A 13,970-nucleotide genomic window follows, 5' to 3' on the forward strand; every position below is an offset into this window, starting at 1 on the left:
ATACAACGACTGATAAAGATGGCAACACAACTACGAAAGATGCGAAGATTGTCGTAAACAGTAACGACAAACCGGTTATCGAAGCGCAAGATCAAACGTATAAAGTTGGGGATAAGATTGACCCACTAAAAGATGTCAAAGGCACCGATAAAGAAGACGGAACGACGGAAGTCAAAGTGGCAAAAATTATCGATCAGTCAGGGAAAGAATTGACTGAGATTCCAAATGATCAAGCGGGCGAATATACGGTAACGTATACAACGACTGATAAAGATGGCAACACAACCACGAAAGACGCAAAAATCGTTGTAAACAGTAACGACAAACCGGTCATCGAAGCGCAAGATCAAACGTATAAAGTCGGGGATAAGATTGACCCACTAAAAGACGTCAAAGGCACCGATAAAGAAGACGGAACGACGGAAGTCAAAGTGGCAAAAATTGTCGATCAGTCAGGGAAAGAATTGACTGAGATTCCAAGTGATCAGCCAGGCGAGTACACCGTAACGTATACGACGACTGATAAAGACGGTAATACAACTACGAAACAAATTATTATTACGATTAAGAATAAGGACGCAGCAGTAGCAGGGCAAGGTTCATCGAATCAAAGTCAAGCCACTACAACTAGCACTACAGCAAAACATGCTGGAAAAGGATCCAGCAAAACAACAAGTAGTCAATTGCCACAGACTGGAGAACAACGTACAGTAATCAATACAGGGATTGGCGCAACAATTTTACTTGGTGTAGCTGCAATCTTTAGCAAGCTAAGAAAGAAAAACTAAAAAGTTAGAACAAATCAAAGAACGTGAAAAAGGTCATGCAATGGCTTTTTTCACGTTCTTTGTTATTCTTTTTGTCTTTTTTCAAAATGATTGGTATGCTATAAAAAACAATTTATATAGCGCTTGTCTATAATATGAAATTGGCTTTTATAAAGAAATAAAATCTGTCTAGTAGTTAGAATAAGAGAGGAAAATAACATGAGCAAGCAACAGATAAAGTTTGGAGAAAACTTACGCTATTTGCGCCAGCAAAAACGAATGACACAAAAAGAACTTAGCCAAGGGATTTGTGCACAATCTATGATCTCGGCAATTGAAAATGGATCGTATTTGCCCAATATAAGTTTGGCTCAACAATTAGCAGCACGTCTTTCTATCTCAATTGAAGACCTGTCATTAAGTGATTATTATAACATCAGTTCAACAGATCAAACGAATAAATATTTAGAAAAGCTATGTAATGCTAAAGAATATCAAAAGTTGTATCAGTTCTTACTGCAAGAAACTACAATAGAAGAAGTCCAAACACAAGAACAAGTACAAGCGTATTACTATTATCTAGGTTGCTGTGAATATCAATTAAACAAAGGGGAATTGGTGGCTGAAAAAAGTTTTCGCATGGCTTTGCTACAGATTATCGACCAACCTAAGTTTTATGCCTCAACGCTCACGAGACAATGCTATGCCTCTCTAGCTCTGACCTATCTTAAATACGGGCAACCACAGAAATGCCATGTCTATTTTGAAAAAGCCTTTCATGCATTAGATAAAATTCCTTATGAAGAAAATCAGCAAATCCTATATTTTCTACGAGCTGTTTCTTTTTGGTATCAAAAAGAATTAGAAGATAGCATCCGCTGGCTTGAATTGGGTACTGAATTTGCGGTGGCGCATAACTCACATTATTTGTTAGGCAATATGTATGCTTTAAAAGCACAGGTCTATGCAGCAATGAATAATATAAGAGAAAGTCAAAAGGCACAACAAGTTTCGGATAGTTTTCGTGCGGTTTTTTCAGAAAAAAGTTTTTTTAGTGACTGGACTTGATAATATCAGTATACTGATTCGTCAAGATTTTCTTTTTAAATTATAGTAAACATAAAGAGAAAAGAAAGGACGATGTAAAAAATGAAACATCTGATTATTTATGCCTATCCTCATAACCAAGGATATACGTCTGCTATTTTAGAAAGTGTGAAGGAGGGGTTAGGCAAGAACGAGCCTTTTGAAGTAATTGACTTGTATCAAGAAGCGTTCAATCCAACGCTTTATTTTGACAAAGAACATAAGCGCCGCGAATTACAATATGACGAGGAGACCAAGGAGTATCGTGAAAAAATTCTTTGGGCCAATCACTTAATCTTTATTTTTCCAATTTGGTGGAGCGGAATGCCTGCTATTTTAAAAGGATTTATTGATCGTGTATTTACTAAAGGCTTTGCATATGGTTTTGAGGGGATGTTGATGAAAGGCTATCTTAAAAATAAATCAGCGTGGATCATCACTTCATATGATGCCCCATTTTTCTATGGCCGTTTTTTGCAGCAAGATTATGGGCGCGTGCTTAAGAATCAAATATTGAAGTCGTGTGGAGTGAGTCCAATTAGACAAGATGTGTTGCCTCATATAAAAGGAAGCACGATTCAAAAAAGATTGAAATTTTTAGAACAAATCAAAAATACAGCTACAAAAATGGCTGAGAGAAATGGTTAAGCCTGCTTGTTCTCGATTCTCTAGGTCAAACATGTTATGATAATGTGTATGAAATAAGGAGGGGAGTACATGGGGAGTTGGTTATTTTTATTGATTATTTTGTTGATTGCTTTTCTAGCAAAAAATCAGAGCTTACTTTTCGCTACGGCATTTGTGTTGCTATTAAAGATTGTTCCGTTTTCTAAAGACCTATTTACTTGGATCCATACCAGAGGAATTAATTTTGGGGTTACGATTATTACTATCACTATTCTCATTCCGATTGCGACTGGGGAAATCGGGCTCAAAGACTTACTTGAAACGTTTAAATCACCAGTCGGATGGGTCGCAATTTTTTGTGGTGGCTTAGTTGCGGTGCTGTCGTCAAAAGGTGTGGGCTTAATTGCAACCGATCCGCAGATTACAGTTGCGCTTGTTTTTGGCACCATACTAGGGGTAGTGTTTCTAAAAGGAATTGCTGCTGGACCAGTCATTGCTTCTGGGATTACTTATTGTATTTTACAACTATTTGCATTGATAAAATAATAGATAAAAGAGAGTACCTTTCTTCTTTTGTGATAAAGGAATCCAATAAAAAAAGTGGTAAAAAAAAGAGTAGTAAGGAGGAAAAAAATGAGTACAGAGAAAGAAAATCAACAGAAAAAGCAATTAAGAGAATTACTTCTTAAAAAAAAGCAAAAGCAATCCAAAGTTTCTGCTTTTGGTCACTCAGACAGTCAAAAAACTTATGCAAAAAATCAAAAGTCATTGAAACAATACACGAAACATAAATAAGAAATAGACACTTTTCTAAGGAGAATTCTCGTGAAAATTGAACGTTTGTTGAATATTTTGTTCTATTTGCTAAATCGCGAACGGGTAACTGCGAATGAGTTAGCCCAGCAATTCCAAGTTTCTAAACGAACCATTTTACGGGATATTGATACGTTGAGTCTTTCTGGGGTACCCATTTATGCCGAGGTGGGGGCTAAGGGAGGGTACTCGATTCATCGTGAGTATCACATTAATTCCAAAATTATGAATCAAGAGAATATTGAGTACGTGGTGCTAGCTATTGAAAGTTTAAGAGGCGTTTATGGTTCAAAAATAGTAGATGAAACTTACGAAAAAGTTAGACACATTTTTACGAATCAAAAAATAGAAGGGCAAGCGGATCGTTTGGATTTGTCTGTTTTAAGTGAACATCCAGAAGTCGTTTCTAGGCTTAACTTGATTAAGGAAGCTATACGAGAACAAAAACAAATTGAATTTATTTACACAAATCGAAAAAATCAAACGAAAAATGTCCGAATTGATTCACTCCAGCTTTGCTATAAATGGTATTCATGGTATGTTTTTGGCTACAATCATTTAAAATCAGACTACCGAATGTACAAATTAGTTCGTATGCAAGAAGTTAAGCAAACACAAAGATTGTGGCAGCAGCATCAGGAGGTTAACACTCTTTTTTTAAATTATGAAAAAAAATGGGCTCAAAAAGAACGACAGCTGGTGCTAATCCGCTACTTGAAATGTTACCGGGGATTAATTGAAGAATACTTTTCTGGAGAAATTATTCTAGAACAGGAAGAAATGATTACCAGTAAGATTTGGTTGCGAAAGGATGATTTTGTCCAGTTTTCTCTGCTGCTAGGATTTGGACCTAAAATTGAGATTCTCGAACCTGCCTCTTTTTCGGAAAAAGTACAGCGACATTTAGAAGAAACCTTAAAAAAGAACTACCCAAACGGTGACAGATAGTTGTCACCGTTTTTTTGCTATTCTTATTCTAAATGTGAATGGAGGAAACAGAATGAAAAAAATTTATATTTATGTATTGGATACAATGTCAGATTGGGAATTAGGCTGGGTACTATCAGCAATGAGTGTTGCGGATGAATTAAAAGGACAACAATACCAAATTCAGTTTGTATCGGCAACAAAAGCTGCTATCACAACTATTGGGGGAATGAAGATTATCCCAGAATGTACGATTGAGGACATGGAAGATGATGCTTGTGCAGCATTGCTACTTCCAGGTGCACAAGATTGGACGAGTGAAAAACATCAAGCTATTTTAAAAAAGGTAGAAAGCTACTTAAATGAGGGGAAAATAGTTGGGGCAATCTGTGGGGCAACCTTGGCCCTTTCTGAAATAGGTCTGCTCAATCAATTTTTGCATACGAGCAATTCTTTAGAATATTTGCAATATTTTTCTAAGCGCTATACAGGAGCAACTCTATACCGTCATGACCGAGTAGTTAACCATAAAAAATTAATTACAGCAGGTTCAGCATCTTCACTCATGTGGGCAAAAGAAATTATGCAGGAATTAGAAGTTCTACCACAAGCTGTATTAAATTCATGGTATCATTATTTTTCTTCTGGAGAGGTAATGTATTATTTGCAAATGATGGAGGAAATTGCAAAAGCGAATCAATGACTCGTTTTAACACGATGAACGAAAAAGAAGTGAACCTCATTTTGTTTGCTTTTTACTATAAACTATAGTAATATAGTTTATAGTAAAAAGGAGGGGGAGAATGTCATCAATTGATTTAATTATATTAGGCATGCTAACAGAAAAAAAACAAAGCGCTTATGAACTACAAAAAGACATTGTAAAACATCAGGTATCAAAATGGCTGAAAATAAGTGTTCCTTCGGTCTATAAAAAAACTATTCAACTATGCGAAAAAGGCTATCTCACTAAAGAAACTGTGAGTGGAAAAAAGAAAGCAGAAAAAATCAGGTACAAAATTACTCCATCTGGTAAAGACTATTTTATGGAATTGATGCATCAAAACATCAAAAAGGAAGTATCTGTTCTATTTGACTTTAATGTCGTGATAGCCAATTTAAATAAAGTGGACTACGAGGAAGCGATACAATTACTAGAGGATTTGAGAGTGAATTTTTTCAATTCACAACAATATTATCAAGAAAAAATTAAAGAATTAAGTTGGCTCCCACTGGTTGGCAAAACCATTATAGAACAACAATTGATTGTCTGCGAGAGTTTGTTACGTTGGCTAGAAAAGTTTATACAAGAATACAAGCAAGAGCAAAAGAAAAAGAGCAATGAATCGTAAAAAAAGGAGACAACATGCTTAATAAACAATATCAGCAAGAAATTGTGACCAGAGTGCTCTCTAAAAAAGGGTTCAAACATATTCGACAAGAAGCGAAGAGCTTATGTCAGACTCATTCATTGGAAGAAAGCTTGCGGTATGCAGCAGTATTTTATGAACATAAAGAAAATTATGTTCAAGAGTTAGCGGTTTTTATCATGGGCAACTGTGCAGCTCAGTCTCCAGAAACATTGGCATTTTTAAAAAATGAAGTTAGTCAAAACGATAATTGGGAAGTACAGGAGATTTTGGCGATGGCATTTGATAAATATTGCAGTGATTGTGGCTATGAACAGAGCATTTTAGTTATTGAGGAATGGTTGGAAAGTGAGCAAGCCAATGTTCGCAGAGCTGTTACAGAAGGGCTCCGTATTTGGACAAGTCGTCCTTACTTTAAAGAAAATCCACAAGAGGCAGTCGCTTTGTTGGCCGCTCTTAAAAATGATTCTAGTTTGTATGTAAGGAAGTCAGTGGGGAATGCGTTGAGGGATATTAGTAAAAAGCAGCCAGAACTTATCCAAAAAGAACTCAGCAGGTGGGATCTGACAGAAAAAAGAGTGAACCAAGTATATAAACTAGCGGCAAGGTTTTTAAAATAAGAAAAGGGGAAAGTAAATGAATCAATCCTTTAAACAGTTTATTACAGAAACAGGAGATAGTGGTCCAGCCTATATAGAAATGGTCAAAAAGCATGCTAATGCGAGTTCTCTCGATCAAAAGACGGCTGAATTAGCCTACATATCTGTGTTATCGGCAGTTAGAATTCATGACGGTCTTGCCTTCCATGTTCAGTCTGCTAAAAAATTGGGAGCAACAAGGGAAGAAATAATAAGTGCTGTTTTGGTTGGCCTTCCTGCAGTTGGGTTAACCGTAGTAGCATCATTAGAAGAAACGTTAAGAAGCTATGATGAAGCATAGTGTACAAGAGGATATGAATAGAGCACAAACAGAAAAATTCGATTGCTACAACAATCAAAATAGTGTACGTTCTCCTAGGGTATCAAGTTTGAATCTTTTACGGAATACTACATCAGACAATTCTTTGATGAGGGCATAGAGAGAGGAATTGTTCTTTTGAAACGAAAAGCATAAAACAAATAAAAAAGTGCTGAATTTTTAAATAAGTTCAGTATTTTTTTGTTATGTAAAGGCATTGCTTGGAACAAAGCAAATAAAAGCTGCATACAAAAAGCATAGCACCGATAATCCTTTTAAGATTTACAGGAATAAATTTTTGAGTAATGTAGCTTCAAATTTTCTGGGACTAAAAGCGTGCCGCCAAAATGAAAAAGTACTGCGCAATCTATACTGGAACGCAAATATCAGTAAAAAATACTTTGGCAAGCTCCCTTTTTTTATTTTTTTGTCCACAGAAAATAGAAAGTGTAAATATTTTATCTGGTGAATCCAGTTCAATCAGTTTCTTTCTTTTCATTTGCTCAAATGTACTTTAAAAAGTGATTGTTGCTTACATCAGTTATTAGCTTTATGATCATTTTCCACCAAAATACTAATCAGTTTTATAGTGTATAAAGAAAGTGCTATTGTCTATTTTATGGTATAATGTGGTTCATGCAATATACTAGATTAAATATTATTGAAAAGAAATAAGGTGAACAGATGGGATTCGAATATTATTTCCAGAAAAAAGTAGGGTTTGAAAAGCAAGATAATAAAGGGATTGAGCTGTTGCTTCGAGAAGACGGACGTTTTCCAGCTTCTAAGTTAAAACAAATAGAGCGTAATACACATCAACTAAATCAATTTATGGAATGGCAATTTTCAGAAATATCAAAGTTAATGCAAGTTACGAATTGTCGAATTTCTGTAAATGTATCGCTTAATCAGCTACTATCTCCAGAATTTTTCCATTACTTGAATAGAATTCGCCCGTATTATTCGAGATTGACCATTGAAATTATTGAGGCACCTTGTTGGTTCTCACAGAATATTTTGCGGTTTACTACTGTGGATGATCTGAAAAAAAGTCTGTTACTGTGTATTATACAAGTAAATCAATGTGGGATTAGTATCTCTTTGGATGATGTAGGAACTGGCTATAATTCAATTGATACCGTTCTTACCTATGAAAAATATATCGATGAGCTTAAGGTGACGCTGTTGCCTTTTAGGAAAAAAAATGTCCCTCTTGAGTTAGAAAAACAAATTGTGCTGATGTGGGTAGCACTTGCCAAATCCTATAACAAAAAATTAGTTATAGAAGGAATTGAAACCATTGAAGAAGCTAAGAGATATCAGATGATTGAGTGCCATCAAGGGTTTTACTACAGCAATCCTGAGCCAATTGGGCGATTGATTGAGAAATAAAAAAAGCAGGACCTCCAATTAAAAGGAGGTTCTTTTTTTTGCACTTTAAACTTGACCAAATATAATTTTTAGGTTAACCTTAAAAAGTGGTGATAAAGATTATCAATTAGAAATGGAAGTGAAAATAGATGATGGAATGTAAAGAGATATCAGTAGCCTATACAAACCGGTCAATTGCTCTAGAAAAAATCAGTTTTACAATTTCTAAGCCAGCTATTATTGGCATTATCGGACCAAATGGGGCGGGTAAATCGACATTGCTAAAAGCAATTCTAGAAATTGTGGGACATCAAGGAACAACACTTATTGACGGAGCAGATGTCAAGAAAAGTTTAAAAAAAATTGCTTATGTAGAACAAAAAAGTGGGATTGATTACACATTTCCGATTACGGTAGAAGAATGTGTATTGCTTGGAACCTATCCTAATTTAGGTGTGTTTAGACGTGTTGGGAAAAAAGAAAAAGAACAGGCCGCTTTTGCATTGGACCAAGTAGGTCTTAAAGATTTGGCTAAAAGACAGATTGGAGAGCTATCTGGGGGACAATTCCAACGAGTATTACTTGCAAGGTGTTTGGTGCAAAATGCGGAATATATTTTCTTAGATGAACCTTTTGTCGGAATAGATGCTACGAGTGAAAGTATTATCATGAACTTGCTAAAAAAATTGAAACAGGCAGGAAAAACTATTTTGATTGTGCATCATGACCTAGGAAAAGTTAAAGACTATTTTGACCAACTAATGGTACTAAATAAGCAACTTGTGGCGTTTGGCCAAACAGATGAAGTCTTCAACAAAGAAAACCTGATTGCTGCATATGGTGATACGATCTATGTAGGAGGGGAAACTGAATGATTGCCAATTTTATTGATGGTTTAGTGCAGTATCATTTTTTACAGAATGCATTAATAACGGCTCTTGTAATCGGGATTGTATCTGGTGCAGTTGGTTGCTTTATTATTTTAAGAGGAATGTCGTTAATGGGTGACGCAATCTCTCATGCTGTATTACCAGGTGTAGCACTTTCGTTTATTTTGGGGATAAACTTTTTTATAGGGGCAATTGTCTTTGGGCTATTTGCTTCTGTGATCATTACCTTTATAAAAAATAATAGCACGATAAAAGGCGATACCGCGATTGGGATTACTTTTAGCTCGTTTTTGGCACTCGGAGTTATTTTGATAGGAGTTGCGAATAGTTCTACAGATTTATTTCATATTTTATTTGGGAATATTCTAGCTGTACAAGATATTGACAAATGGCTAACAATTGGGATTGGCGCTTTGGTTTTACTGGTAATCTTTATCTTTTTCAAAGAACTGTTGATTACCTCGTTTGATCCTTTAATGGCAAAGGCTTTTGGTATGAATGTGAGCTTTTATCATTATTTACTGATGGGATTATTGACACTGGTCGCAGTAACAGCCATGCAAAGTGTGGGAACTATTTTAATTGTGGCGATGCTAATCACACCGGCAGCAACAGCCTATTTATTCACAACAAGTCTGAAAAAAATGATTTTTTTGTCATCAACATTAGGTGCATTTGCATCACTTTTAGGACTTTTTATCGGTTACAACTTTAATATAGCAGTTGGATCAAGCATTGTTTTGACCTCAGCAGTACTTTTCTTAGTAGCGTTTTTTATTTCTCCAAAACAAAATTTTTTAAGGAAGAAGTGAGTGGAAAAAATGAAAAATAAACAACGAGTTTTGATTTTTAGTTTTGTGTTAGTGTTAGCAGTACTTCTAGGTGGTTGCGGTACAAATCAGAAAAAAGCGAGTGACAATGGGAAGCTCAATGTCGTTGTGACCAATTCGATTATTGCAGATATAACTAAAAATATTGCGAAAGACAAAATTAATTTGCATAGTATTGTGCCAGTTGGAAAAGATCCTCATGAATATGAACCATTGCCAGAAGATATCAAAAAAACGACAAATGCAGATTTGATTTTCTATAATGGCGTTAACTTAGAAACTGGGGGAAATGCATGGTTTACTAAGATGGTAAAAAATGCGAATAAAAAAGAAAATAAAGATTATTTTGCTGTCAGTGATGGGATCGAGGTTATTTATCTAGAAGGCCAAAGTGAAAAAGGAAAAGAGGATCCTCATGCTTGGCTTAATTTAGAAAACGGAATCATCTATGCTAAAAATATTGAAAAGCAACTAGCTAAGAAAGATCCAAAGAATCAAGACTATTACAAAAAGAATCTAACAACCTATGTTGAAAAATTAGAGAAATTGGATCAAGAAGCAAAGAGCAAGTTTGCGAGTATTCCAGACAATAAAAAAATGATTGTAACAAGTGAAGGCTGCTTTAAGTACTTTTCAAAGGCCTATAACATTCCGTCTGCTTATATTTGGGAAATTAATACAGAAGAAGAAGGAACACCTGATCAAATCAAGAATTTAGTGAAAAAACTTAGAACAACGGAAGTATCAGCTTTATTTGTTGAGAGTAGTGTAGATGCTCGTCCGATGAAATCTGTGTCAAAAGATACAGGAATTCCAATTTATGCCAAAATTTTTACCGATTCTGTGGCAAAAAAGGGAGAGCGTGGAGATAGTTACTATGCTATGATGAAATGGAATTTAGATCAAATTGCAGAAGGTCTTTCTAAATAACGATTGATGTGATATTTCATACCTGGATTTAGGGGATTTTGGGAAACTAGTGGGCCTATGAAGGAAGCCCAACGGATATAAATGTTTAAAAAATAAGAGTGTTGGCTGACCAACACTCTTATTTTTTTTATAGAAGATTAGAAATAGCTCAGCATCAAGCGAATAATTTTTTTCAGGGGAAGGCTCCTCCCAACCCGTTAGTTACTGCATTAGGAACTTTTTAGTTGTTATGTAACATTTTAGTGCGTACTTGTTTAAATGTATGCGTGGATTATACTAACATATATAATTCAAAATTCGATGACTGTTTGGAGGGATTATTTTATGCTTGATCTACGAAGAATTTTTGTCCTATACCGTGGCTATTAGTTACTGCGAGATTCCAAATCGAAAGTAAAAAACGTAAAGGCCGTGTAAAACTTGCGACGAGAGACTCTTTTGCCTGGTAGTGGTCGGATAGAGGAACGACAAATGTTTTCTATTAAATAGAATTGAAAAATAAGTGTCACAAACCTTTTAATAGTAGGCGTATTAAAGGGCGTATGAATTCAGTCAAAATGGAGTAACAAACGAAATGTTGTTAGCAAATAAAAAGTATTTGGAGGTTTTTATATGTCAAAAGAGTGGTTTAAAGATTCAGTCGTCTATCAAGTGTATCCAAAGAGCTTTCAAGATAGTAACAATGATGGCATAGGAGACTTGGCAGGAATTACAGAACGTCTTGATTATATCAAAACACTTGGTGCCAACGTTATCTGGCTCAACCCAATTTATCAATCACCCAATAAAGATAATGGCTATGATATTTCGGATTATAAAGCCATTAATCCTGATTATGGAACCATGGAAGATTTTGAAAAATTGTTATTTAAAACGCATGAAAAAAACATGAAATTATTAATGGATTTGGTAGTTAACCATACTTCAGATCAGCATGAATGGTTTCAGAAAAGCAAAAGCTCCCAAGATAATCGCTATGCTGATTATTATATTTGGCGTAACCCAGTTGAAGGCCGTGAACCTAATAATTGGCGATCTACTTTTGGGGGACCTGCTTGGACATATGTGCCAGAACGGGGGCAGTATTATTTGCATTTATTTTCCCCTGAACAGCCAGATCTTAATTGGGAAAATCCCAAAGTTCGGCAAGAAGTATTTGAAATTGAGCGCTTTTGGTTAGATAAAGGCGTAGATGGTTTTAGAATGGATGTTATTAATTTTATTTCAAAACCACAAGGGTTACCAGATATTCAAGGAGTTGCTACTCTGGGAGCAACGATGTCGTGTATTACCGACGGTCCTAGACTAAACGAGTTTTTAAAACAGATGAATGAAGAAGTACTTTCTCATTATGACGTGATGACAGTGGGGGAAATGCCTGGGGTCACACCGGAAGATGCAATCGAATATACAGGACCAGAGAACCATGAACTTAATATGGTCTTTCAATTTGAACATGTTTCACTAAGTCCCAATCCTAATCTTCTCCTTGATAAGTGGAATGATGAACCAGTTAAACTTTCTGAATTAAAGCTTGCTCTAAACAAATGGCAAAAGGCTCTTGATGGCAAAGGATGGAATAGTCTTTATTGGAACAATCATGATCAGCCAAGGGCTGTATCACGGTTTGGCAACGATGATCCCATATACCGAGTTCGAGCGGCTAAAATGTTAGGAACTACATTACATATGATGCAAGGTACCCCTTATATTTACCAAGGAGAAGAACTTGGTATGACCAACGCGCATCATACCAAACTTGATCAGTATGAAGATCTTGACTCAGTAAATGCTTATCATGAATTAGTGGAACAAAATCGTGTCATTGATGGCCAAACAATGCTGAAATACTTGGCTAACTTATCCCGAGACAATGCCCGAACCCCTATGCAGTGGAACTCGAAAATCAATGCAGGATTCTCTAAAGGGACCCCTTGGTATGCAGTAAATCCTAATTACAAGGAAATTAATGTTGAATCTGAATTGAACAATCATCATTCTATTTTCTATTATTATCAAAATTTGATTACGCTTCGACGTGAATATGAAATCATTAGACGTGGAACATTTGAAGAAATCGATTTAAATGATGAGCAAGTCTATGCGTATTATCGTCATCATGAAGATCAAACATTGTTAGTAATGAGCAACTTTACCAGTCAAACATTGATCCGTGATTATGGTCAAAACAATACCACAAAATATTTAATTGGTAATTATAGCGAGGATAAGGGAGTAACGTTAAGGCCATATGAAAGTAAAGTTTATTTAATGTAATTCAATTTGTTTTTAATTGTGATACACCCATTTTATAAAAATAAGTAAAAAACAACATGATTTTTGTGTTGTTTTTTTTTGAGAATAGTAGTTATTTTTTCAATTGGACATAGCTGAGAAGGCAAAGATCAATCACGTATAGCCCAACAGCTATGTCGTGCTTTACTTTTATTATGTACTTGATTGCTGATAAAAGTGGACTGACAACAGGAAGTATCCAGTATCTAAAGTGATGGGATGTTTAGGGAGTATTCGTTCCACTTGTCCCAATAGAGCATAGCGTAAAAAGTGAAGCAGGATTTCTTTCAAAGCATTAATAATAATAGACGCCATTAAATCAGGCATTAGCTTGGTTGGGTGGAAAAAATAAATAAATGAAAAAGGGAAATACGATTTTTTATAAAAATTAAAATAATAGGACAGCTAGGGTACTCTTTTTACTGTAAGAAAAATATTTTCTAGAATAACCTCATAAAATTTGCTACAATAGATAAGAAAGAGTTTTTTTATAAAGGAGAGGCATAAAAATGATTGCAGCAAGTGATCTTAAAGCAGGTATGACGTTTGAACAAGACGGAAAATTAATTAAGGTATTAGAAGCGAGTCACCACAAACCTGGAAAAGGAAATACGGTTATGCGTATGAAACTGAGAGATGTTCGCTCAGGTTCAAGTACTGAAACTACAATGCGTCCAGAAGAAAAAGTAAAAAAAGCACATATTGAAAGTAAAGCAGTTCAATATTTATACAGTCAAGATGATATTGCGAATTTTATGGACTTAGAAACATACGAGCAATATGAAATTCCAACTTCTATTATTGAAGAAGAACTAAAATACATTTTAGAAAATATGGAAGTGAAAATCCAATTTTATGGTAGTGAAGTGATTGGAATCACGTTACCCACAACTGTAGTATTAAAAGTTGTCGAAACACAACCCTCTATTAAAGGCGCAACAGTTACTGGTTCTGGAAAACCTGCGAAAATGGAAACTGGTCTAGTAGTAAACGTACCTGACTTTATTGAAGAAGGCGAATCGTTAGAAATCAATACACAAGAAGGAACCTATTTAAAACGTGCAGCTAAGTAGTAGCACAAATAGTTAAAAAAAAGCATGAGGCAAA

The 13,970-nt window shown here is 35.3% G+C and carries 16 protein-coding genes; all 16 read left to right on the forward strand.

All coding sequences use genetic code 11. The annotated features are described in order from the left end of the window. Nucleotides 1–788: LPXTG cell wall anchor domain-containing protein (locus tag CBF30_RS00005; protein ID WP_148112250.1), on the forward strand; the 788-nt coding region annotated here is incomplete at its 5' end. 198 nt (nt 789–986) lie between these two features. Then, entirely contained in the window at nt 987–1,835 is an 849-nt protein-coding gene (locus CBF30_RS00010; RefSeq protein ID WP_126821571.1) for a helix-turn-helix domain-containing protein, read from the forward strand. An 81-nt stretch (nt 1,836–1,916) separates the two neighbouring features. Next, a complete protein-coding gene (locus CBF30_RS00015; protein ID WP_126821572.1) occupies nt 1,917–2,501 on the forward strand; it encodes an NAD(P)H-dependent oxidoreductase in 585 nt (194 codons plus the stop codon). Nucleotides 2,502–2,570: 69 nt separating this feature from the next. Continuing rightward, nucleotides 2,571–3,026, forward strand: a complete 456-nt coding sequence (locus tag CBF30_RS00020; RefSeq protein WP_126821573.1) for a DUF441 domain-containing protein — start codon at nt 2,571–2,573, stop codon at nt 3,024–3,026. A gap of 87 nt (nt 3,027–3,113) precedes the next feature. After that, nucleotides 3,114–3,275, forward strand: coding sequence for a hypothetical protein (locus tag CBF30_RS11760; protein WP_170168891.1), 162 nt, complete (start codon nt 3,114–3,116; stop codon nt 3,273–3,275). A 30-nt stretch (nt 3,276–3,305) separates the two neighbouring features. Further along, on the forward strand, nt 3,306–4,241 hold the full coding sequence (locus tag CBF30_RS00025; RefSeq protein ID WP_126821574.1) for a helix-turn-helix transcriptional regulator: 936 nt from the start codon (nt 3,306–3,308) through the stop codon (nt 4,239–4,241). A 52-nt stretch (nt 4,242–4,293) separates the two neighbouring features. Next, a complete protein-coding gene (locus CBF30_RS00030; protein WP_126821575.1) occupies nt 4,294–4,923 on the forward strand; it encodes a DJ-1/PfpI family protein in 630 nt (209 codons plus the stop codon). A 100-nt stretch (nt 4,924–5,023) separates the two neighbouring features. Continuing rightward, nucleotides 5,024–5,572: a PadR family transcriptional regulator gene (locus tag CBF30_RS00035; protein ID WP_126821576.1), complete on the forward strand. Its 549-nt coding sequence runs from the start codon at nt 5,024–5,026 to the stop codon at nt 5,570–5,572. A gap of 14 nt (nt 5,573–5,586) precedes the next feature. Next, entirely contained in the window at nt 5,587–6,210 is a 624-nt protein-coding gene (locus CBF30_RS00040; protein ID WP_126821577.1) for a DNA alkylation repair protein, read from the forward strand. Between the two features lie 16 nt (nt 6,211–6,226). After that, complete coding sequence (locus CBF30_RS00045; RefSeq protein WP_126821578.1) at nt 6,227–6,529, forward strand: carboxymuconolactone decarboxylase family protein; 303 nt, start codon at nt 6,227–6,229, stop codon at nt 6,527–6,529. Nucleotides 6,530–7,231: 702 nt separating this feature from the next. Beyond that, a complete protein-coding gene (locus CBF30_RS00050; RefSeq protein WP_126821579.1) occupies nt 7,232–7,939 on the forward strand; it encodes an EAL domain-containing protein in 708 nt (235 codons plus the stop codon). Nucleotides 7,940–8,067: 128 nt separating this feature from the next. Continuing rightward, a complete protein-coding gene (locus tag CBF30_RS00055; protein ID WP_126821580.1) occupies nt 8,068–8,793 on the forward strand; it encodes a metal ABC transporter ATP-binding protein in 726 nt (241 codons plus the stop codon). After that, nucleotides 8,790–9,620, forward strand: coding sequence for a metal ABC transporter permease (locus CBF30_RS00060; RefSeq protein ID WP_126821581.1), 831 nt, complete (start codon nt 8,790–8,792; stop codon nt 9,618–9,620). The genes CBF30_RS00055 and CBF30_RS00060 overlap by 4 nt, the downstream gene beginning before the upstream one ends. A gap of 9 nt (nt 9,621–9,629) precedes the next feature. Then, nucleotides 9,630–10,568: a metal ABC transporter substrate-binding protein gene (locus CBF30_RS00065; protein WP_126823690.1), complete on the forward strand. Its 939-nt coding sequence runs from the start codon at nt 9,630–9,632 to the stop codon at nt 10,566–10,568. Nucleotides 10,569–11,180: 612 nt separating this feature from the next. After that, nucleotides 11,181–12,845, forward strand: a complete 1,665-nt coding sequence (locus tag CBF30_RS00070; protein WP_126821582.1) for a glycoside hydrolase family 13 protein — start codon at nt 11,181–11,183, stop codon at nt 12,843–12,845. A gap of 527 nt (nt 12,846–13,372) precedes the next feature. Continuing rightward, nucleotides 13,373–13,936 (forward strand): elongation factor P, encoded by a 564-nt coding sequence (gene efp / locus CBF30_RS00075; protein WP_126821583.1) that lies wholly within the window; start codon nt 13,373–13,375, stop codon nt 13,934–13,936. The last annotated feature ends 34 nt before the right edge of the window (nt 13,937–13,970 follow it).

Source organism: Vagococcus entomophilus (assembly GCF_003987595.1).
Classification (GTDB): domain Bacteria; phylum Bacillota; class Bacilli; order Lactobacillales; family Vagococcaceae; genus Vagococcus_E; species Vagococcus_E entomophilus.